This is a genomic window from Neisseria animalis (assembly GCF_900636515.1).
Lineage (GTDB): Bacteria > Pseudomonadota > Gammaproteobacteria > Burkholderiales > Neisseriaceae > Neisseria > Neisseria animalis.
Map to the genome: position 1 here is coordinate 1,618,028 of NZ_LR134287.1, position 21,490 is coordinate 1,639,517.

Annotated in this window: 18 protein-coding genes; 6 read left to right on the forward strand and 12 right to left on the reverse strand. The window is 50.7% G+C overall.

All coding sequences use genetic code 11. The annotated features are described in order from the left end of the window. Positions 1-9: 9 nt before the first annotated feature. Positions 10-798, forward strand: coding sequence for a hypothetical protein (locus tag EL111_RS07520; protein WP_123794487.1), 789 nt, complete (start codon positions 10-12; stop codon positions 796-798). Positions 799-1,101: 303 nt separating this feature from the next. Here EL111_RS07520 and EL111_RS07525 read toward each other — a convergent pair whose 3' ends face one another. The 5 genes from EL111_RS07525 to EL111_RS07545 form a co-directional block, all read right to left on the reverse strand. Further along, complete coding sequence (locus tag EL111_RS07525) at positions 1,102-1,839, reverse strand: toxin-antitoxin system YwqK family antitoxin (protein ID WP_123794488.1); 738 nt, start codon at positions 1,837-1,839, stop codon at positions 1,102-1,104. 87 nt (positions 1,840-1,926) lie between these two features. After that, positions 1,927-2,913, reverse strand: a complete 987-nt coding sequence (locus EL111_RS07530; protein ID WP_162842950.1) for an asparaginase — start codon at positions 2,911-2,913, stop codon at positions 1,927-1,929. 43 nt (positions 2,914-2,956) lie between these two features. After that, positions 2,957-3,931 (reverse strand): glycosyltransferase, encoded by a 975-nt coding sequence (locus tag EL111_RS07535; RefSeq protein ID WP_123794490.1) that lies wholly within the window; start codon positions 3,929-3,931, stop codon positions 2,957-2,959. Positions 3,932-3,993: 62 nt separating this feature from the next. Next, complete coding sequence (locus EL111_RS07540) at positions 3,994-4,671, reverse strand: DedA family protein (RefSeq protein ID WP_123794698.1); 678 nt, start codon at positions 4,669-4,671, stop codon at positions 3,994-3,996. A 400-nt stretch (positions 4,672-5,071) separates the two neighbouring features. After that, a complete protein-coding gene (locus EL111_RS07545) occupies positions 5,072-6,232 on the reverse strand; it encodes a trans-sulfuration enzyme family protein (RefSeq protein WP_123794491.1) in 1,161 nt (386 codons plus the stop codon). A gap of 216 nt (positions 6,233-6,448) precedes the next feature. Here EL111_RS07545 and folE2 point away from each other — a divergent pair, with 216 nt between their 5' ends. Beyond that, positions 6,449-7,222 (forward strand): GTP cyclohydrolase FolE2, encoded by a 774-nt coding sequence (folE2, locus tag EL111_RS07550; RefSeq protein WP_123794492.1) that lies wholly within the window; start codon positions 6,449-6,451, stop codon positions 7,220-7,222. A 105-nt stretch (positions 7,223-7,327) separates the two neighbouring features. Here folE2 and EL111_RS07555 read toward each other — a convergent pair whose 3' ends face one another. Further along, the gene (locus EL111_RS07555; protein WP_123794493.1) at positions 7,328-7,525 is read right to left on the reverse strand and encodes a hypothetical protein; all 198 of its coding nucleotides are present in this window, start codon (positions 7,523-7,525) and stop codon (positions 7,328-7,330) included. A gap of 15 nt (positions 7,526-7,540) precedes the next feature. On the opposite strand from EL111_RS07555, the gene EL111_RS07560 reads away from it, so the two are divergent. Next, positions 7,541-7,762: a hypothetical protein gene (locus EL111_RS07560; protein ID WP_123794494.1), complete on the forward strand. Its 222-nt coding sequence runs from the start codon at positions 7,541-7,543 to the stop codon at positions 7,760-7,762. A 144-nt stretch (positions 7,763-7,906) separates the two neighbouring features. Further along, on the forward strand, positions 7,907-8,131 hold the full coding sequence (locus EL111_RS07565) for a hypothetical protein (protein WP_123794495.1): 225 nt from the start codon (positions 7,907-7,909) through the stop codon (positions 8,129-8,131). 1,033 nt (positions 8,132-9,164) lie between these two features. Here EL111_RS07565 and EL111_RS07570 read toward each other — a convergent pair. The 4 genes from EL111_RS07570 to EL111_RS07585 form a co-directional block, all read right to left on the reverse strand. Next, positions 9,165-10,511, reverse strand: a complete 1,347-nt coding sequence (locus tag EL111_RS07570) for a GTPase/DUF3482 domain-containing protein (RefSeq protein ID WP_123794496.1) — start codon at positions 10,509-10,511, stop codon at positions 9,165-9,167. Between the two features lie 273 nt (positions 10,512-10,784). Then, positions 10,785-12,140: a DUF2868 domain-containing protein gene (locus tag EL111_RS07575; RefSeq protein WP_123794497.1), complete on the reverse strand. Its 1,356-nt coding sequence runs from the start codon at positions 12,138-12,140 to the stop codon at positions 10,785-10,787. Positions 12,141-12,550: 410 nt separating this feature from the next. After that, positions 12,551-13,633, reverse strand: coding sequence for a prephenate dehydratase (gene pheA, locus EL111_RS07580; protein ID WP_123794498.1), 1,083 nt, complete (start codon positions 13,631-13,633; stop codon positions 12,551-12,553). A 158-nt stretch (positions 13,634-13,791) separates the two neighbouring features. Then, positions 13,792-15,030: a multidrug effflux MFS transporter gene (locus EL111_RS07585; RefSeq protein WP_231998372.1), complete on the reverse strand. Its 1,239-nt coding sequence runs from the start codon at positions 15,028-15,030 to the stop codon at positions 13,792-13,794. Between the two features lie 593 nt (positions 15,031-15,623). On the opposite strand from EL111_RS07585, the gene gdhA reads away from it, so the two are divergent. Then, on the forward strand, positions 15,624-16,958 hold the full coding sequence (gdhA, locus tag EL111_RS07595; RefSeq protein ID WP_123794499.1) for an NADP-specific glutamate dehydrogenase: 1,335 nt from the start codon (positions 15,624-15,626) through the stop codon (positions 16,956-16,958). Positions 16,959-17,276: 318 nt separating this feature from the next. Here the strand turns inward: gdhA and EL111_RS07600 are convergent, their stop codons facing one another. After that, on the reverse strand, positions 17,277-17,771 hold the full coding sequence (locus EL111_RS07600) for a DMP19 family protein (RefSeq protein WP_123794500.1): 495 nt from the start codon (positions 17,769-17,771) through the stop codon (positions 17,277-17,279). A 216-nt stretch (positions 17,772-17,987) separates the two neighbouring features. On the opposite strand from EL111_RS07600, the gene EL111_RS07605 reads away from it, so the two are divergent. After that, the gene (locus tag EL111_RS07605) at positions 17,988-19,466 is read left to right on the forward strand and encodes a protein adenylyltransferase SelO (protein WP_123794501.1); all 1,479 of its coding nucleotides are present in this window, start codon (positions 17,988-17,990) and stop codon (positions 19,464-19,466) included. Between the two features lie 315 nt (positions 19,467-19,781). Here EL111_RS07605 and trhP read toward each other — a convergent pair whose 3' ends face one another. Beyond that, positions 19,782-21,137: a prephenate-dependent tRNA uridine(34) hydroxylase TrhP gene (gene trhP, locus EL111_RS07610; protein WP_123794502.1), complete on the reverse strand. Its 1,356-nt coding sequence runs from the start codon at positions 21,135-21,137 to the stop codon at positions 19,782-19,784. Positions 21,138-21,490 lie beyond the last annotated feature (353 nt).

A 21,490-nucleotide genomic window follows, 5' to 3' on the forward strand; every position in this document is an offset into this window, starting at 1 on the left:
CGTTGATAAATGCAGCAGTCGGCCGAAGCAAAGCAAAAATTGCAAACCCGCCCAAATCCCCCAACCCATGCAAACACGGCTTTTATCGGCCGTATTTGCCCATTTAAAGGAATGATGATGAAAGCACTTTTCACCCTATTGACTTTGACCCTGCTTGGTTTGAGCGCGTGCAGCGACAACAAACCGAACGAAGCCTCTGCAGTAGCCGCCGAAGCCACTGCAAGCGATGAAACCTCCATCTTTGATGAAGAAGATGAAGAGGCGGAGCAAGATGATGCTGGAGCGGTGGCAGAAGCTGTTGCAGACGAAGAAGCATTCGCTGATGAGTTCGCTGAAGACGAAGAAAATGCAACAGAATTGACCGATACATCTGCCGCAGACGAAGAAGAATCAGAAACTTCCGCAGCACCTCAAACAGATTTCCGCAAGCTGTTAGCCTCTGCAACAAAAGGTAAAATGATGTATTACACATCCGGTCTTGATGAGGTTCAAGGGTTTGATATGCTCATCAGCCAATATTGCAAAGACCCTGTAAAGAATTATCGACAAATGATCAGAACGGCCACCGCGGAATTTGGCGAACACAATGAGCGGGTGATTGTTGCCAATGGTATTTTACTTTCGATTTCCACTATATGCGTTGCAACGGAAAAAGGAGAAGAAGAGATACCGGTAGAAGAAATGCTTTTCTCCGGCAGAAATAATTGCGCGGACAAAGCGGAGAAATTAGACGGAATGTGTGATCTTACCATTGGTGAAGCCGCGATAATTTTCCTGGATAAAATTGAGAAGAAATAATCCGACTCATCTATAGTCGAATAAAATAAGAATGAGACAAGGCAGCGAAGCCGCAGACAGTACACATAGTACGGCAAGGCAACGCTGTATCATTCTTATTTTAAATGAATATATTTCACTCCATAAAAAAACCACAGACCTTTTGGCTTGTGGTTTTTTGTTTGATGGCGGAAATCGCTATCGTACTGAAAACCGCTTCAAAGCCGCCGCGTTTGTTTTCGCCAAGCCGCGTATGGACAAGTGCGTCTTCAGGGAATACATACTCTGTATGCTGTTTTGCAGACGGCCTTTAGCGTTTTTCGGTTATTCCACGATATATCCTTCTTCGTCCCATTGGATTTTTTCAACCAATCTGTCGTCTTGATACACCGATTCAGATTTTTTTGAACCGTCTGGATACCAATCCAATACAATTCCGTTTCGCAAACCGTTTTTGATGGTCAGCTCCGAGAGCAAACGCCCGTCTTCGTCCCAAGTAATAATGGCGGTCGGCTTGTCGTTGACCATCGTCATCTCGGTTTTCGGTTTGCCGTCGGGATACCATTGTTTCCAATAGCCGTTGGCTTTGTCTTTTTTGAATTGGATTTCGCTTTCTTTATTGCCGTTGCGGTAATAACGCGAACCCGTTCCTTCGCTCAAACCGTTTGCATAAGGCATCACCGCGGATTTTTTACCGTTGGGATACCAGTTGGTCCATTCTCCATCGGGTTTGCCGTTGCGGTAGCTGCCGACCATTTTCTTTTGGCCGTTGAAATGCCACAAAGTCAGCTTGCCGTTGCCCAATACCGGTACGAACTCTTTAATCTGGGCAGCCGGCACTTTATACGGATCGGAGTATTTTTTCATGGAAGGATAATAAAAATCCTGCACCTGCGCCACACCGGCTGTTACTTGATACTGGCGCACATAGGCCGCCGAAGGCATGGTTGCCGTCAGTTTGCCTTGCTGGTTGAAGTAAACCGAATGGGGCTCTGCCCAAGCCGCCGCTGCCAAACCGCCGAATATACCGGCTGTCAGCGCGCTGTGAAGAAAACGGTTCATAAGCCTTCCTGAAAATATTTGTTTGCCTGTCCGCTGCCATTATAGGCTATTCGGCCGTCTGCCGTAAGTCTTACTGCCTGAGTCTGCTTACAGCAGATCCAAAGCCTTCAATGCAGTGCCAAGGTCTTGCGCCGTTTGCTGGTATGAAACCGACAAAGTCAGCAATGCGGTGGCGGTTTCCAGATTACACTTGCCGGCATTTACCACGCCCGCCTGCCGCAACGCGCTGCCTTGTGCATACACGGCGGCTGCACAACCCTGAGCTGCCTGACTGATGTTCAACACCAAGCCCCCTTTCCGCACAAAACTGCCGACTGCTTCGATAAAACCGGCATCGGCGGGCGCATTGCCGTGTCCGTAACTTTGCAGAATCAGTCCGCGAGCCGAAGTATGCTTCAGGCCGTCTGCAATATGCCGTACCGTACAGCCCGGTATCAGCGTGCAGCAGACCACCTCCGCCTCTGCCGACGGACAGCGTACGGCAAACGGCTGCACTTCCTGAGCCCGTTGCGCCTTGATGTGATGCCAAGCCGAACCGTCCCATTCTGCCAATGCGCCGAAATGAGGATTATCGAAACCGGCGGCTACTTCCGTACTGACCTTGCTGCTGCCGACTGCGGGAAACAGTTTGCCGTCAAACGCAATCACAACCTGAGGCAGCGCCAAATCAAATGCGGCCACGGCGGTGGCCAGATTGCGCGGCGCATCGCTTCCCTCCGCGTCATAAGGCCATTGCGATCCGGTCAGCACCACAGGCTTGTCCAAGCCCTGTATGGCCAAGGCCAGCATATTGGCGGTATAGGCCATCGTATCCGTACCGTGCAGCACCAATACCCCGTCGTATTGCGGAATTTTTTCAGCCAACAGCGTCAGCCAGTTGCGCCAATCTTCCAATGTTACCGCTGAAGAATCAATCAACGGGCTGCAGACATGCCAATCGAATACCAAGCCGTCTGCAAACGGCTGCAACGCCTTGCCGACCAAAGCGGTATCGGGGCGCAGGCCGTCGCTTCCGCTGCTCATACCGATGGTTCCGCCGGTGTACAAAACAAAGATTTTTTTCGGATTCATCATTGCCATCATCTATATCCTATTCCAAACCGTTTTGCAGACGGCCTTAGCGCCTTGCCGGCAGCCTGCTGTCGGCCAGTATGCCCAGTGCCGCTTTGCTTCTGAACACCATACACAATATTTTGACTGCAAACCTTTTATTGAAGCGGCTCGGATAATCCCGCAAAGCGTAATCGTAACCCGCCGCCTGCAACCGCTCAAACAATTCCTGTCTGCCAATGCCGAGCTTCAGCATATTGACCAAATGGATAAACTGAAAAGAATCGCGAATTTCCCGCAAGCGTTTTGCCGTATCGCCAACCGCCTGAAAATCTTCCGACAACTTGCTGTAACCGCGCACCGCCGCGCCGATGTCGTCTAAAAACTTCTGATTTTGCGCTGCCGTCCGCTTTGCCCGCATCACAGACTGCGGGTTGTCGGTATAGCCATAAACCTGCTGCCCGCTCGCCAAAATACTGTCTGCATAACGCAAATAACCGAGCACAAACAAGCCGTCTTCCAAATAGCTCATGTTTTCATCAAACCGCAACGCGTGCCGCACGAGCAGCTCCCGTTTGAATACATAGGCCCAAACATACGAGGTAAACGGCACTTCGGTTAAAAAACTGTCGCGCCGCAAGGTTTTTGCAGACGGCATATAACGGCTGTCGGCATTGAAATGCAGCAAATCCGCACGGATTTCCGCCGCTTGTTCCAACAACGCTGCCAATTTGGGTGCATCGATATTGTCATCGTGATCCATAAACGCCGCATAACGCCCCGTTGCCGCCGCCAAGCCGATGTTGCGCGCGCGGCTCACTCCGCCGTTATCCGTTTCAATCAGCTTTACATTCAGCGCACGCGCTTGTGCCGTCTGCAAAAATGCATTCAAGCGCTCAGAAGTATCGTCGGTTGAACCGTCGTTAATCAGAATAAATTCGGTATCTGCCACCGCGCCGTGCAGCGCCGACAGGTTGCGTATCAAGTTGTCGATAAAACGGCTGCCGTTGTACACCGGCACAATCAGGGAAAAAAATGCCATTATTCAGCCTCAAACACATAAAAGAAAAGGCCTCCGACTGCCGAAAGCCTTTTCTCTGCGGATTATTGCACCGTACCGTTTTTCTTTGCCGCGCGCGCTGCCTTGCGGTTGTTTCTCAATTCGCGCAACTTGGCGCGGAAAAAACTCGCACGCCGGCGTTTGCGCCACCAGAACCACAATAAAACCGCCGCGCCGATACCCAGCAGGATAAAAATACCCGCTTGAAACTGGTGCACTTTAGCCATCAGCCAATCGGTATTTTTAGCACCGTATTCGCCCAAATACACCCAAACAGGCACGGAAATCAATGCCGCCAGCCCGTCCATCATTAAAAAACGCCAATAGGAAACGCCGCTGATGCCGGCGGTAATGAATACCGGCGTACGCAACCCGGGCAGAAAACGGGCAACAAACAATACCCAGTTGCCGTATTTGTCAAACTTTTCCTGCACTTGAGCGTAACGCTTCGGGGTCATCACCCGGGCAATCGGTTTGAACTTCAGGATTTTGTGCCCCCAAATCCGACCGGCGGCAAACATACAGCCATCGCCGACCAATACGCCGAGCATACCGACCAAAAACATCATGTGTACGTCGGTATAGCCCAAACCGGAAATCACACCGCCCGTTACCAGCGTGATGTCTTCGGGAATCGGCACGCCGAAACCGCAGGCTACCAGTACGAGAAATACGGCGGCATAACCGTATTCGACAAAAAACTCTTCCAAAATCGCAAACATCGGCAAGCATTCCTGAAATGGGGTCAACAGAACGCCGCCGCCTTTTTCAGACGGCTTTTCGGCAAATCGCAAACAGCTATTTTACCAACAGATACAGAAGGCTGAAAGGGTTGCAGCGAAAATACCCGCCAAGTTGCTTCCTAACCGCGCATTTCGCATGGCCGGCGGGCGTTTGCGCGCATACCGCCACGCGCCGGCAATCCAACGAATAATACTGAAAGCCGTCTGCAAATTCGGTGTTTTATGGTCTCCAAACGCCTCTTTCCGCTTTACACTTGTTTCCGTCTCCAAAATTTAATCATGCCGTAACAAATCAACCGTCCAAGCATTAAAAAAACACAACAAAGCCGTCTGCATATTTCCGCAAAACGGTTTTACAGACGGCTTTATCCCTTATCTGCTATGCCAAGGTTGTATCCAAAGCGTTGGAAATATCCTGCCAAATATCATCGACATCTTCCACGCCGATAGAGAAACGCAACAATCCGACCTTGATGCCCATTGCCGTTTTCACATCATGCGGCACACCGCTGTGCGACTGCGAATAACAATGGTTGACCAGACTTTCCACACCACCGAGGCTGGCCGCCATTTTGACCATGTTCATGTTGCGGATAACGCTGTTGGCCGCTTCTTTCGTATCGTTTTTCAGATAAACCGTTACCACGCCGCCCACACCGCGCGGCATTTGCTGTTGCGCCAGTTCGTAATGTTCGTGCGAAACCAAGCCGGGATAAAACACCTGCGCTACTGCCGGATGCGTTTCCAAACGCTTGGCAATCTCCAGCGCATTTTCACAATGCGCCTTCATACGCAAAGCCAGCGTTTTGATGCCGCGCAACACCAGCCAGCAATCCATCGGCCCCGCCACCGCACCGCTGTTGACCATCATATTCTGCAACGGTTTGGCAAGCTCTTTGGTTTTCACCACCACCACACCCATCAATACATCGGAATGGCCGCACAAATATTTGGTGGCCGAGTGGAACACAATGTCGCAACCCATCTCCAGCGGATTTTGCAGATACGGCGTGGCAAACGTATTATCAATCCCCACCAAAGCACCGGCCGCCTTCGCCTTGGCCGCCAGCTTGGGAATATCCACCAATTTCAACAGCGGATTGGACGGCGTTTCCAACCACACCATCTTTACCTTGTGCTCCGCCAAAATCCGGTCGAGGTTGTCGGGATTGCCCAAATCGGCAAACACCACGTTTATCCCCCATCGGGCATACACATCATTCAGCAAATCGTATGCGCCGCCATAAATATCGGCAACCGCCACAATCGTATCACCCGGTTGCAGGAAAGTACGCCATACCGCATCAATACCCGCCATACCGCTGGCGAAAGCAAAGCCCGCCGCACCGTGTTCCAAATCCGCCACCGTATCTTCCAACACTTTGCGGGTCGGATTGCTCAAACGCGAATAACGGTAAGGAATCTGTTCGCCGATTTCCTGCATGGCAAACATACTGTTCTGATACACCGGCGGCATCAGCGCACGGTTATGCTCATCGCAATCATAGCTGGAGTGAATGGCCTTAGTCGCAAATTTCATGGTGGTACGCCCGTTAAGAAATAAACGCTTCATTCTATCACTATCTGAAAAATAGCAACAATCAATTAAAAGCCCCTATTTTGATTTTAGATTAACCTCCACAAGTGATATAATCTCGCATTTGCAAAACCGATTTTTGCAGACGGCATAACCAAGTAAAAAAACCGTCCGAACACACACAGCGACTTATCCGCTTAATCTCTAAGGAAAACACGCATGAACGCCATTGCAGACGTGCAATCAACCCGCGACTTACGCAACCTGCCGATTAACCAAGTCGGCATCAAAGACCTCCGTTTCCCCATCATACTCAGCAGCGACGAAGGCGAACAGGCCACCGTTGCCCGCCTGACCATGACCGTCCGCCTGCCTGCCGAGCAAAAAGGCACCCATATGTCGCGTTTCGTCGCCCTGATGGAGCAGGAAACCGAAGCCATGAGTTTCGGCCACCTGCAAAAGCTGACCCGCGACATGGCCGCATTATTGGAATCCGAAAGCGGCAAAATTACCGTTTCCTTCCCGTTTTTCCGCAAAAAAACCGCCCCCATTTCCGCCATCCAATCCCTGATGGATTACGACGTTACCCTGATCGGCGAACTGGAAAACGGCAAATACCGCCACAGCATCAAAGTGCTGGTTCCCGTAACCAGCCTCTGCCCCTGCTCCAAAGAAATTTCCCAATACGGCGCGCATAACCAGCGCTCCCACGTTACCGTTACGCTGACCGTAAACGAAGAAGTCGGTATCGAAGAAATCATCGACTGCGTGGAAAATCAGGCCAGTTGCCAGCTCTACGGCCTGCTCAAACGCCCCGACGAGAAACACGTTACCGAAAAAGCCTACGAGAATCCGAAGTTTGTCGAAGACATGGTTCGCGATGTCGCCACCGCACTGATGGCAGACAAGCGAATCGAAAGTTTCACTGTCGAAAGCGAAAATTTCGAATCTATTCACAACCATTCCGCTTATGCTTATATCGCTTACCCTTAAAGCGGTATTGCCTCAAGCCACGGATATAAAAAAGGCCGTCTGTATTTTTGCAGACGGCCTTTTTATCTTTTCACGCCACTTGCTGCCATAAAATAGTGGCAGCCGTCAGGCGTTTTCCAAATAAAACGTGCAGATAGCAACAAGGGCTTTGGTTTTTGAACCGCCTGCTTTGGCTATTGCGGCATCGATAATATCCATCTCGGCAGCTTTGGCGTTAATGCCCATTACCCGACGTTCTCCGCTGGCGAGTTTGGCTTTATTGAAAGCCGCAGCGGTTTTGGCGCGTAGTTTCTTAGTAAGCAAGGCAGACCTCGTATTGTGATTGATTGGGATACTGTAGAAAAGTTATGCGCTTTGCATTGCACGGGAGAGGAAATTGCGGGGGTTTTAAAGATTGACTATGACACGTTACAACGAGCGGTAAAGCGTGAATTTGAGATGACTTTTGCGGAGTATTTTAAAAAGCACGCTGCAAAAGGGAAAATGAGCTTGCGAAGAAAGCAGTTTGAGATTGCGAAAGTGGAAATGTTTCAATGCTGATTTGGCTTGGTAAGCAGCATTTGGGTCAGGCGGATAAGGTGGATAATATAGTCGAATAAAATAAGAATGAGACAAGGCAGCGAAGCCGCAGACAATACACATAGTACGGCAAGGCAAAGCAACGATGTATCATTCTTATTTTAAATGACTATAAATTGGTTCGTGCGGGAGTTGAGCGAAAATCTGGAATGGTTTATGCGTGAGCTTTTGGCGGGCAATGCGCCGAAAATGTTGATTGAGGCACCACCGCAACACGGTAAAAGTAAAGCGGTGGTTGATGCGTTGGCTTGGCTGGTCGGGCTGAATCCTGATTACAAGATTATTTTCAGTTCGTTTTCGGAACGGCCGGGGGTTCGGGCAAACTTATAGTCGAATAAAATAAGAATGAGACAAGGCAGCGAAGCCGCAGACAGTACACATAGTACGGCAAGGCAAAGCAACGATGTATCATTCTTATTTTAAATGACTATAAAATTGCAGCGTGTGTTTGATTCGGCAAAATATCGGCGGGTGTTTCCAAATACTCAAATCTTTAACCGACCAACTTGGCACACACGGGCACAACAGAAACATCAAGGCCGTCTGCAAAATCCCAACCCGTTTTGCAGACGGCCTCAACCCCATCGATTCAGCAAACCGGCTCCAACCGGAAAAGCCGTTTTCTTCAATTTCCTGCCTACCTGCCCTGCTTTTTCCAATCATTTTCATTCATGAAAAAACATATCGAAAAAGCAAAAAAATGCACACATTCGAAAGAATGTGTGCCAAGTCTACAAAGGAGAAATAGAGGAGAAACTATTAACTGACTACTCGAACCAGCTAACGGAGCGAATTATGCCTAAATTCAGTCGGCACAGCAAGGCTTTTCTTATAAAATTTCTTAATTTCTCCATTTACACATTTTAATTATGTAATCGAATTTCAGCATCACTGTTTTGGCTTTAAAAAGGTTATCGAACGCATTACCGTGAGACTTCTCCGACATATAGTCGAATAAAATGAGAATGAGACAAGGCAGCGAAGCCGCAGACAGTACACATAGTACGGCAAGGCAAAGCAACGCTGTATCATTCTTATTTTAAAAGACTATACAAGTTCTCTTTACAGTATGGGTTGATTTACAGACGGCTTTTGCAGACGGCCGTTCAAAAACGAAAAAAACGCGCATATCGTTTCGGATATGCGCCAAGTCTACAAAGGAGAAATAGAGGAGAAAAAATCAAGCTGCTTGGTGCAACTCAATGGTTGTATTGTGCACTTTTTTAACTTTTACGTCAACAGGCCGTTTCAAAAAAGTTATGATTTGTATCAAAAAAAGCAACAAACCATATATTTTATTTCGTTTTACATTCTTTATTGATTAAATTCGATTAAAAATAACCGATTTGTTTTCCTTTTAAAATCATATATTGTTTGAGATTCGGACTGCCAAGCTGTCGGCTGCCTCATTCCGTGCTTTACGGCTGCTTTCCGGCGATTGGGTATTGAGTGAAGACCATTGCTCGCGATTGCGCGCTTTGTTGATTTCAGACGGCAATTTATCCGCCTTCCACGGGGCTTTTCCGCTACCGATGTCCATACGCGCTTGTGCCGCATGGCCGCGCGTTTGGAGGACGGAGAGCAATTCCAATGCGCGGGCAGCAAGCAATGTAAGAGTTTCTGCGCCGATATGGAGAGTTTGCCTGCCGCTGATTTTATCGGAAATATCCTGCATATTCGGCAATACGCCTCCGAGCAATCCCCCGATTGCCGTACCCAATCCGAGCGAACCGCCCAATGTAACGATGTCCAAGCCCATGCCGATTAATGCGCCGGCGGTTGCGCCTTTGCCCGTGCGGATACCGTATTGCAGTAATAAATCACTGTCGAACGGATCTTGTTCAAACGGTTGCAGCACCCAATCGTTGCTGCCGATCTCGCTGTGGTAGAAGCGGTACAGTTGCAGCAGTTTCCGCTGAAGCTGCCGTTCAAGCTGGCGTACCTCTGTTTGCATGGTTTGCAATACGGGCTCCGGAGAATCATCGGCATCGATTTCCTGCCGGTAAGCGGCTATGTCCAACAAAAAGTCGGCAATTTCATAACGCGCTTCTTTATCCAGCATTTGCCATTCTCGGCGGCGCATATCAATCAGCCTGTCTAAGGGCATACGGCTTGGCAGCATTGTGGCCAGATTGTCCCACAACCTGATTTCGCCTTCAAAATCAAAGGCAACGGTATCGAATGAGCTGTAAACGTGCAATGTTCTTCTGGCCAGCATTTCCGCCCATGCGCCCAAGTCCTGCCCGCCGGTAAAGTTAAACACGGGCATCACCGGCTTGGCGCACCAAGACAATACGGTTAATTCGTCTTTGTATTTTGCCAACACAGGCTCCCTTGCGTCCACCACATACAGTGCCATATCGCTCTGCATAAGTTGGCGCAAGACTTTGGCCTCCTGATTGAAATCTGATGCAGCCTCTTCACTGTCTAAAAAACGGTGCAGCCGCTCGATACCGTCTTCACGCGCCGAAGTATTCGTTTCCAGCCAGTCTAAAACCCCACCGGCATCTTCCAATCCGGGGGTATCATACAGGCGCACCAATGTTTCGCCCCCATCCGAAACCGCTGCTTCTTCTACATGGCGCGTGGTTGCAGGAGCATTTTTTACTTCGCCGAATGCGCCGTCCCGCAACAATGTTCTCAATAAAGACGTTTTACCCGTATTGGTGTGGCCGACTACGGCGAGAGATAAAGGTTTGGCTGTATTCATGTTTATCCACACAGTTAAAGCAGCATAGGGTCAACACATTTATGCCCATACACTGCCGATTTGAAGCTGCTATCCTTAATGAAATGAAGTTATCCGTATCCGCTGCAGGTTGCACATCGGCAAAACACCGTTGCCCATACCCAAATCATACGGCGCAAAACGAAACGCAAACCGCAATACAGCTTCTCTTTCTTGATTTCAAATGGCTGCAAATGATGTCTTGGTTATGCTTGCTGCCCATTATGCCGTCTGTATATTTTGCAGACGGCTTTTTCAGACATTATCCGAATCCGTATGCCTCAAACGCATTTCCTGCGCCAATTTCGGCGGCGCAAGCCAAGCAACCCCACGTTCGCTTAACGCCTGCTGCCATTGCACCAATCTTTCCCCGATACCGTCCGAATGCTCCGCCTCCGCCAGCAGTTGCACCACAATACCGCCTTGTGCAGCTTCCGCCAAACGCACTATCTGCCTCAACATACCGCGATCCGGCACCTGCCGCATCCGCACGCCGACAAGCAACTGCATCGGTTGCGCCGACAAGCGCGCCAACCATTCCGCTTCAGCATTCCTGTCCGCCAACACACCGCCGTCTGCCCATTCCTGCCCCAAAGTATGTCCGAACCAATCCTTATCCGGCCACTCCGTTTCCAGCATCACCGCCCACTTCGGCGCATCGCTCAAATAGATTTTTGGCGAAACCGCTTCTACTTTTTCCTGCTGCGTATCCGCGTCCACCACTTTTACCTGCCAGCGGCGGATAATATTCTGATAATACGGCTTCTCCAACGGCAGCTCCGCTTCCGCCGCCTTAAACAACACCTTGCACACCAACCATGCGGCCAAACGCGGCAAAATACCGTATGCCAGCATACTGCCGATGAGCAGACCCGACCACGCGCGCGCATCGGCAACATTACTGCCCAACCGCCCTTGCAATACCGCCGCCGAATCCGGAACAGGAAAACCCAACTTGGCCGGCAGCCACGACAACCACGCCACTGCCTGTACCGAAGCCTCATTGCTCAACAGCGTACTTTCCCAGTTGAACGTATATTGCCGCACCAGCAACAACAGCAATACCGACACCAGCATTCCCGATAAGGTTGCCAGCCAAAGGCCGTGGGTTGTCGTACCCAGCAGCCAACGTGCAGACGGCCTGCGCCATTCCTCGGCAAACAGCCGCAACAAAGCCTGATTGACCGAATCCTTGCCGCGCAGCCAAGTCGCCGGGCTCACCGCCCAACGCCCCGGTTTCAGGCGCAAACCGACAGACAGCAACCACACCGCCATCATCAGCGTATTCATGCCCAATACGCTTGCCAAAATCAGGAAAAAATTCAGACCTTGGCTGTCCATCAACAAATAAGTTGCGGAGAAACCGGTTGTAAACATCAGCGAAGCCGCCACTACCCACAGCCAAAACGACCCCGCCCGCGCCTGTTCCAAACTGTGTTTCAGCAAATGATTGCGGTCCACCATCTCGGCACGGCGGATAAGTTTCTGCTCAAAACCGCCCTCAACAGGGCGCAGAGACTCGGTAACCTGCTCGGGATCGGCAGGAAAAACATGACCGCTCTCTTCCAAAATGCGGACCAGTTCGACCAATTTGCGTTGCGGATTCAACATAACCAATAAAAAAGCCGTCTGAAAAGAAGGTTGATTTTAACACAAGCCCTTTGCAGACGGCATTTTGCTCAAACAGAAACCTTGCTTTATCCGACTTGCCCTGCCTTATTCATGATACGGCTTTGCTTTTTCTGAGGCCGCCGCATGATACAGAATCAAACAAAACGGCAGGCAGTATGATACGTCAGCCTGCGACTTCGGCAGTTCAGCCAAATTCTCTTGAAACAAGGCAAAGCAAGGCCGTACATTCCGCACCACATGACAGTATCTGTACAGACTGCGACCTGTCCGCCCGATTTCACAGCCATTTATCTATCGGCGGAAAACTTTGTCCGCCTTTCTTGCCGGTAAAAAGGCCGTCTGCAAAATCGCTGTTTTGCAGACGGCCTTTGTGTTGTTTGAGCCAAACTTTACAACACTACGGTCGGATACGAACCGATTACTTTCACAAACGAAGCACGTTCACCCAACTGCTTCAATGCCGCTTCAACCTTACTGTCAAGCTGATGGCCTTCGATGTCGATAAAAAACAAATATTCCCACAATGCCGATTTGCTCGGGCGGCTTTCTATTTTGGTCATCGAAATGCCGGCATCGGTAAAGGTTTGCAGCAGCCCCATCATGGCACCGGCACGGTTTGGAGTGGAGACGACAAGGGAAGTTTTATCGCTGCCGCTGGGCTGTGTATCCTGATGGCCGAGTACAATAAAACGCGTAGTATTGTTCGGCTCGTCTTCGATACATTGGGCGGCGATGGTCAGGCCGTAGATTTCGGCTGCGGTTACGGCGGCAATGGCTGCGGTGGTCGTATCATCGGATTCTGCAACCAAACGCGCGGCCTCGGCGTTGCTGGATACCGGAATGCGCTCGGCCTGCGGCAGATTGCGTCCGAGCCAGTCATTGCATTGCGCCAATGCTTGCGCGTGGGCGAATACTTTGGTTACACCGTTGATTTCACTGCTGTCTTTCCGCATTAAATTATGGTGTATCCGCACCACCACTTCGCCGCAGGCTTTCAATGCGGAAACAGCCAGCAAATCCAAGGTTCGGCCGATTGAGCCTTCAGTAGAGTTTTCCAATGGCGCAACCAGATAATCGGCTTGTCGGGTTTCAACCTGTTTGAAGCAGTCGTCCACCGTCATACAGGCGCGGGTATAAGCCGCATGGCCGAAATGTTTGATGGCTGCCTGTTGAGTAAACGTACCTTGCGGCCCCAAATAAGCAATGGTCAGCGGACGCTCCACCGCCAAACATTCGCTCATCACTTCCCTGAAAAGCCTTGCTACGGACTCATTCGGCAGCGGACCTTTGTTCAGGTTCTGAATACGGCGCAATACTGCGGCTTCACGCTCGGGGCGGTACACTGCCCCCGTGCCTTTCAATTCGCCGATGGCATGTGCATGGGCGGCACGTTGGTTCAGCAGCTGTAACACGGTGGCATCGATTTCATCAATCGCATCGCGGTGGGGTTTTAATTGCTCGTCAATCGACATGGCGGCTTCCTGCTGTCACTATAAATTGGAATAAACGGGATTTTAGCATTAAAAATGCCGTCTGAAAGCTGCTCAGACGGCTTATCAAGGAAAAATTTCCCGAAATTCTTATATTTCGGCATTTTGTATCAATCAGGCATTTTCCGCTTAATTTTTATTCAAAACATGGCTTTGTTTTTATCATTTTCAATCCATGCCTGATGCGAGCAAACCCACAACAAGACGATACCGCATACGGTTGCCGTCAGCATCATGCCCGCCATAACCAGTGCAGAGCCGTTGTGCAGCCAAGTCGTCAGCAGCCCCATGCTGGCAGCGATAACGGACTGGCATACGCCCAACACCGCATTCGCGCTGCCGCTTTCCTGCTTGAAATAACTCATGAAACACGCCTGTGTATTGGCCGATACCAAGCCCTGCGTGCCCACAGAAAGCATCACACACGCCACCAGCGCCCATAGCGGCGGCAGCTCGAGCAGCAATACTTGCAGCACCATCAAGGCATTGGCGGCAAACTGCACGATAATGCCCCAACGCAGAATACTCTGCGGATGCGAGCCGCTTTTCAGCCGCCACGCCGTGATGCGGTTAAAAGTTGCCATCGTGATGATGTTCAGCGCAAATATCCACGCATAACCGTGTGGCGACACATCATAAAGGTTCATGTAAACAAATGATGATTCGGTCAGGAAAGCAAACATCGAGGCAAAGCTGAATGCTTGGAAAAACAGATAACCCATCGCCGCGCGCGTCCGCAATACCCGCTTAAACCGCCCTGCCACCACAGCAAAAATATCCGCACCGATTTTTTCGGTTTTCAGCGGTTTGGGCAGAAAACGGGCCACCAACGCCAGCAGCAACAGCGTATAAACCAGCAAAAAACCGAAAATCGCCCGCCAACCGCCCAAAGCCAGCAGCAGCGACCCGACCATCGGCGCCATCAGCGGCACAATCATCAAAATAATACCGATGAGCGCAAACATCTGCGCCGCCTGCCGTCCTTCATAGTAATCGCGCACTGTCGCACCAACCACCACCACCGTCATACCGGCGCCGAATGCCTGCAACGCGCGCAGCAGCAGCAACTGGTCGGCAGTCGTAACCAATGTCAACCCGAACAGGCTGACCGCGTGCACCACCAAACCCACCAGTGCAACCGGCTTGCGCCCTTTAATGTCCGAAACCGCACCGCCGGCAACCTGCCCGACGGCCACGCCGAATAAAAACATACTCAGGCTTTGTTCGATACGGTGGATATTCGAACCGAGATCGCCCGCCATCTGCGGCATGGCAGGAAGATACGTATCAATGGAAAACGGCATCAGTGCCACCAGCATTGCCAGCAGCGTGGCCATTTGTTTTTGCGTCAGCGGCAGCACCACTTTCGTATTGCTCATAATGCTCTCTTTTTCAGGATTGCCCCGCAACCGTACGCCTCATCACCAAACAGCCTTACCGGCCAACGCCGCGCACGGTGCAAGCGAAAATGCCCGCAAGTTTCGCACTTGCAGGCATTGCTGTTCCAGCGTTTGGGTTCGCACTTGCATTTTACGGGGGGAAATTCAGACGAATGCCGTCTGCAAAATAATGATTAAACAACTTGAATGATAACATATTTTGCAGACGGCATTTCAGCCCCGCAGCTACTGTTTGCCACTTCTTGCGGCAGCATTATGCCGTCTGCAAAACAACAGCCTCGCCTCAAGGCAGATTGTTGACATTATCCCGTTGCAATTATTTGGCTTAAATCAAAAATAACAATTTTTTACAAATTATATTTAAAAATTTTATATCAATAAATAATTAAAAAATAAACTTTAAATCCAATATTTAATTTAAAAATAATAATAAATATTAAAAATAAAAAATACAAATTTCAGAATGTCAACAATTTTACAAAAATTACCCTTGTGATGAAAAAAAAACAGGCGTATATTCCGCCCTGACAAAACTATTTTTTCCTATCCACTTCAACCTTCGGAGAATTCAAATGAGCAATTTGAATACCTTGTTTGCCAATCTGAAACAGAAAAACCCCAACCAAGAGCCATTCCACCAAGCGGTGGAAGAAGTATTCATGAGTTTGGATCCGTTTTTGGCGAAAAATCCCAAATACACCCAGCAAAGCCTGCTGGAGCGCATCGTAGAGCCTGAGCGCGTCATCATGTTCCGTGTTACTTGGGTGGACGACAAAGGCCAAGTACAAGTCAACCGCGGCTACCGTATCCAAATGAACTCAGCCATCGGCCCCTACAAAGGCGGCTTGCGCTTCCACCCCACCGTTGATTTGGGCGTGTTGAAATTTCTGGCCTTCGAGCAAGTATTCAAAAATGCTTTGACCACGCTGCCGATGGGCGGTGGCAAAGGCGGTTCCGACTTCGACCCCAAAGGCAAATCCGATGCGGAAGTGATGCGTTTCTGCCAAGCCTTTATGACCGAACTGTACCGCCACATCGGCCCCGATACCGACGTACCGGCGGGCGACATCGGCGTGGGCGGACGCGAAATCGGCTTCTTATACGGCCAATACAAAAAAATCCGCAACGAATTTACTTCCGTGCTGACCGGCAAGGGCTTGGCATGGGGCGGCAGCCTGATCCGTCCGGAAGCAACCGGTTACGGTACGGTTTACTTCGCACAATCCATGCTGGAAACCCGCGGCGACAAAGTTGAAGGCAAACGCGTAGTAGTTTCCGGTTCGGGCAATGTGGCGCAATACGCTTGCGAAAAAGCCATTCAGTTGGGCGCGAAAGTCCTCACCGTTTCCGATTCCAACGGTTTCGTATTGTTCCCCGACAGCGGCATGACCGAAGCACAACTGGCCGCGCTGATCGAATTGAAAGAAGTCCGCCGCGAGCGCGTATCCACTTATGCGAAAGAGCAAGGTCTGCAATATTTCGAAGGCCAACGTCCGTGGGGTGTGAAATGCGACATCGCCCTGCCTTGCGCGACCCAAAACGAATTGGACGAAAACGATGCCAAAACCCTGCTGGGCAACGGCTGTTTCGTTGTGGCGGAAGGTGCAAACATGCCGTCCACTCTGGGCGCGGTAGAGCAATTCCTGAAAGCCGGTATCCTGTATGCCCCGGGCAAAGCCTCCAACGCCGGCGGTGTGGCCACTTCGGGTTTGGAAATGAGCCAAAACGCCATCCGCCTGTCTTGGACGCGCGAAGAAGTAGATGCGCGTTTGTTTGACATCATGAAAGCCATTCATGAGTCTTGCCTGAAATACGGTAAAGAAGGCGATAAAGTCAACTACGTTAACGGCGCGAACATTGCCGGCTTCGTCAAAGTGGCCGATGCGATGCTGGCTCAAGGTATCTAATCCCTCGAAGCCGACTGTCTGATATGGCAAAAGCCGTCTGCACACTGCATTTGAATGCAATGTGCAGACGGCTTTTATAGTCTTTTAAAATAAGAATGATACTGCGTTGCTTTGCCTTGCCGTACTATGTGTACTGTCTGCGGCTTCGCTGCCTTGTCTCATTCTTATTTTATTCGACTATATCTTGCAAACGCCATACAAACCGATAAATAATGCCGCCAAGCCGCAAACAGCAGACTTTGCATACATACCTTCCGGCAATTTTTCCGACAAAAGAAAAAGTTTCATTTTTCAGGCGGCCGGCACGCCCTACCCAAATCAGCCGCCGATTTCGGCAAACTTCTCCCAATTTGCCCGCACATAAACCGCGGCTGCTTCCAAGTCCTCGTCTGCCACCTCATAATATTCAGCATCAAGTTCTTCAAAATCAGCAAATTTTGCACGAATATCGTCCAAAGGCGTATTATTTTCAGCCATTTGCTCGATTGCTTCGCCGTGTTGGGCATATAAGGCTTTGGCTTTGTCCAGAATCTTCGGCGTCGGCTTGATACGCCAGCGGCGCAGGCTGTCGGCCACCGGATTGTAGAAAATATACTCGCCGTAACCCGAAGCAATCAGTTGCACAAACCCGCCCTCCTGAACTTGGCTGTCGAGATAGCAATAAGCCGTCAGCGTATGTTGTTCGTCATTGAGGGACAACATTTCCGCATCACCATTGCGCTCGGTATGTTCGAGATAAGCCGCACACAAGGCGTAGAGAAATTCGGCAGAATCTTGGGAATGAAAATCTTCGGGCTGAAAAAGTATGCTCATGGGAATAAGGCCGTCTGCAAATAACAAAAAACCAAATAGTGAGTATAAACCATAATACCGCCAAACAACCATATGGCGGCAGGCGGCAAAGCAAGCTATCTTATCATGCCGCCCCTGTTTTACAGACGGCAACCGCGTTGTGGCACAATCTCTGCCTATGCACTTTCTTCCCGCCTTGTGTTATTGTAGCCATACAACAATGATAAGGAAACCATCATGCACACTTTAAATTTCCGACAGCCGCGCTTTGCCGAGCTGCCCAACACTTTTTATTCGAGCGTTGCCCCCGAACCGCTGGATTCACCGTACTGGATTGCGTTGAATCATGACTTGGCGGCGGAACTGTGGCCGTCTGCAAATCCAATGGCAGACTTACAATCAGCAGAAAATCTGGCCGCTCTTTCCGGCTGTGCGGAACACTACACACCGCAACCGCTGGCCACCGTGTACAGCGGCCACCAATTCGGCGTTTATGTTCCACGCTTGGGCGACGGGCGGGCAATCTTGCTGGGCGATGCCGCCGATTCACAAGGAAAACTGTGGGAAATCCAGCTCAAAGGCGCGGGCAAAACACCGTACTCGCGCTTTGCCGACGGGCGGGCGGTACTGCGCTCCAGCATACGCGAATACTTGTGTTGCGAAGCCATGCACGGCTTGGGCATTCCGACCACGCGCGCGCTGGCGCTCACCGGCAGCAATAACCCTGTTTATCGCGAAGAAGTCGAAACAGCAGCCGTGCTGACCCGCATCGCCCCCAGCTTTATCCGCTTCGGTCATTTCGAATACCTGTTTTACACAGGGCGTGAAGATGAATTAAAACTGCTGGCGGATTTCGTTATCCGACACCATTATCCCGAATGTACGGAAGCGGACAACCCCTATTTGCTGCTCTTGGAACAAATCGGCCGCCGCACCGCACAAACTGTTGCCGCATGGCAATGTACCGGCTTCTGCCACGGCGTCATGAATACCGATAATATGTCCGTTCTGGGGCTTACTCTGGACTACGGCCCGTTCGGTTTTTTAGATGCCTACGACCGCCGCCACATCTGCAACCATTCCGACCGCGAAGGCCGCTACGCCTTCAACGCCCAACCCTACATCGCCCACTGGAACATGGCAGCCTTGGCACAATGTTTTGAAACATTAATCCCCGAAGCAGAGCTGAATCTCCTTATCGAACAATGGCCAACGGTTTTTCAGACGGCATACCTAAAACACATGCGCCTGAAGCTCGGCCTGCTGGCCGAACAAGCAGATGATGAAGAGCTTGTTGCCGACCTGTTTGCCGCACTGCAAGGGCAGCAGGCAGATTTCACGCTGTTTTTCCGCCACCTGAGCCTGCTTTCCAATGCCCACGGCGACCCTTTGCCGTCTGCATTATCCGCCTTATTTGCAGACGGCATTCCACAACAACTGGCCTTATGGCTGGGACGCTATCGCCGCCGTCTGCGCGCCGAAAACAACGAAGCAGAAGCACGCGCCCAACGCATGAACCGCACCAACCCGCTGTATGTATTGCGAAACCATCTGGCAGAACAAGCCATTGCCTTGGCGAAAACGGGAGACTACCGCGAAATCGAACGCCTGCGCCGTTGTTTGGCCGACCCCTACCGCGAGCGTGCCGAATTTGCCGATTTCGCCGGACCGGCACCCGCATGGGCGGCGGAAATTTGCGTCAGTTGCTCAAGTTGACCTGTGTATATCGGATAACAATGAAATAAAGTAGCTTGGTCAAGCTCCCCTTTCGGTAAGGTTCAGCAACGTCATCAAACCGAATGGAAACCGCTGTATTCCGCAATGCCGGTTCCATACCGCAACAAAAGCGGAGCAAACCCTATTAACCATCTGCTGTCCGAACAATACACACCAAAAGGCCGTCTGCAAAATATGTTGCGGAAACCCGTTTCCCATACTTTTGCAGACGGCTTTTTATAGTTGGATAATACAAAATGAAACAAACCGGTAAAGCCGTATCATTCCGCATTCAATAGCTATACATATGTCGGCTTAAGGATTCATAATCCGCGCCAGCAATGCTTTTTCCTTACCGGCCATATTCGGGATTTTCACCTGAATGCCGTTGCCCGGCGCGACATCGACAGGCTCGCCTTTTTTGGTCATTTGCGCCAATTTGACGGTTTCGTTGCCGCCCGGGTGGATGATTTCCAGCGTATCGCCCACGGCGAAGCGGTTTTTCACTTCCACAGTGGCCCAGCCTTCAGCATCGATTTCGGTAACGTGGCCGACGTATTGGCTTTGTTTGGCAAGCGAATGGCCGCTGAGGTAGTTTTGGTAGTCTTGTGTTTGGTGGCGTTCCAAGAAGCCGCTGGTATAGCCGCGGTTGGCCAAACCTTCGAGTTCGGCGAGCAGGCTGTAATCAAACGGGCGACCGGCGACGGCATCGTCAATCGCTTTGCGGTATGACTGGGCAACGCGGGCAACGTAATACAGTGATTTGGTGCGGCCTTCGACTTTCAGGCTGTCCACGCCGATTTCGGCCAGCTTGTGCACCACTTCGATGCCGCGCAGGTCTTTGGAATTCATGATGTAGGTGCCGTGTTCGTCTTCCATAATCGGCATCATTTCGCCCGGACGGTTGGACTCTTCAATCAGGAATACTTTGTTGGCGGCAGGGTGGCGTTGCTGGCCGTTGATGCCTTCGAAGTTTTGGTTGGCCTCTTCCTGCGCTTTGTCAAAATTGAAACCCTGCAGCAGCTTGGCATCGCCCATATCGTCTGTTTCGGCATCGTGCACTTTGTAATCCCAGCGGCAGGAATTGGTGCAGGTACCTTGGTTGGGGTCGCGGTGGTTGAAGTAGCCCGAAAGCAGGCAGCGGCCGGAATAGGCAATGCACAATGCGCCGTGGATAAACACTTCCAGTTCGATATCGGGGCATTCTTGGCGGATTTCTGCGATTTCTTCCATAGAAAGCTCGCGCGACAAAATAATGCGCTCTACGCCGACTTTTTCCCAAAACTTCACACCCCAATAGTTGGTGGTGTTGGCCTGTACGGAAAGGTGAATCGGCATTTCCGGCCATTTTTCGCGCACGGTCATAATCAGCCCGGGGTCGGCCATAATCAGCGCGTCGGGCTTCATCGCAATCAGCGGTTCCATATCAGAAACAAAGGTTTTCAATTTGGAATTGTGCGGCAGGGTGTTGACGGTGAGGAAGAATTTTTTATTGCGCTCGTGCGCTTCTTTGATGCCCTGCGCCAATACGTCGAGCTTGGCAAATTCGTTGTTGCGCGCACGCAGGGAATAGCGCGGGCTGCCGGCATATACGGCATCGGCGCCGAAATCGTAGGCGGCGCGCATACGTTCGAGACCGCCGGCAGGAAGGAGGAGTTCAGGTGCTTTCATGATGTGCTGGTTTCATTAACAATACAGTCGTTCGGCTCGGGCAATAAGACCAAGCGCCAATCCCTGCGGCAACACTCTGTGCCGGCAACGGGCAACAACTGTATTTTCAGACGGCCTGACAAGATAACTGCTTTTGCCGCCTGAAAAAATATTCGGAAAAATCAGCGGGATTATCCGCTTTTTTACCGGCAGGGTCAATTTACGCCCTGCTCCTTTTCATTCACACACCCTTATCCGACCGATATTTTTACGGGAAAAGCCGTCTGCAAATGCTAAATTTTACACTTTCTTAAAGAAAGCACGTTCAAGCGGCGGTTTTTATTGTAAAATACTCGGTTTGATTTTCAGCAATA

What these genes read in the sequence shown, in the direction of transcription:
- EL111_RS07520 (WP_123794487.1), top strand. Translation starts at nt 10, where the DNA reads ATGCAGCAGTCGGCCGAAGCAAAGCAAAAATTGCAAACCCGCCCAAAT.
- EL111_RS07525 (WP_123794488.1), bottom strand. Translation starts at nt 1,839, where the DNA reads ATGAACCGTTTTCTTCACAGCGCGCTGACAGCCGGTATATTCGGCGGT.
- EL111_RS07530 (WP_162842950.1), bottom strand. Translation starts at nt 2,913, where the DNA reads ATGATGAATCCGAAAAAAATCTTTGTTTTGTACACCGGCGGAACCATC.
- EL111_RS07535 (WP_123794490.1), bottom strand. Translation starts at nt 3,931, where the DNA reads ATGGCATTTTTTTCCCTGATTGTGCCGGTGTACAACGGCAGCCGTTTT.
- EL111_RS07540 (WP_123794698.1), bottom strand. Translation starts at nt 4,671, where the DNA reads ATGTTTGCGATTTTGGAAGAGTTTTTTGTCGAATACGGTTATGCCGCC.
- EL111_RS07545 (WP_123794491.1), bottom strand. Translation starts at nt 6,232, where the DNA reads ATGAAATTTGCGACTAAGGCCATTCACTCCAGCTATGATTGCGATGAG.
- folE2 (WP_123794492.1), top strand. Translation starts at nt 6,449, where the DNA reads ATGAACGCCATTGCAGACGTGCAATCAACCCGCGACTTACGCAACCTG.
- EL111_RS07565 (WP_123794495.1), top strand. Translation starts at nt 7,907, where the DNA reads ATGACTATAAATTGGTTCGTGCGGGAGTTGAGCGAAAATCTGGAATGG.
- EL111_RS07570 (WP_123794496.1), bottom strand. Translation starts at nt 10,511, where the DNA reads ATGAATACAGCCAAACCTTTATCTCTCGCCGTAGTCGGCCACACCAAT.
- EL111_RS07575 (WP_123794497.1), bottom strand. Translation starts at nt 12,140, where the DNA reads ATGTTGAATCCGCAACGCAAATTGGTCGAACTGGTCCGCATTTTGGAA.
- pheA (WP_123794498.1), bottom strand. Translation starts at nt 13,633, where the DNA reads ATGTCGATTGACGAGCAATTAAAACCCCACCGCGATGCGATTGATGAA.
- EL111_RS07585 (WP_231998372.1), bottom strand. Translation starts at nt 15,030, where the DNA reads ATGAGCAATACGAAAGTGGTGCTGCCGCTGACGCAAAAACAAATGGCC.
- gdhA (WP_123794499.1), top strand. Translation starts at nt 15,624, where the DNA reads ATGAGCAATTTGAATACCTTGTTTGCCAATCTGAAACAGAAAAACCCC.
- EL111_RS07600 (WP_123794500.1), bottom strand. Translation starts at nt 17,771, where the DNA reads ATGAGCATACTTTTTCAGCCCGAAGATTTTCATTCCCAAGATTCTGCC.
- EL111_RS07605 (WP_123794501.1), top strand. Translation starts at nt 17,988, where the DNA reads ATGCACACTTTAAATTTCCGACAGCCGCGCTTTGCCGAGCTGCCCAAC.
- trhP (WP_123794502.1), bottom strand. Translation starts at nt 21,137, where the DNA reads ATGAAAGCACCTGAACTCCTCCTTCCTGCCGGCGGTCTCGAACGTATG.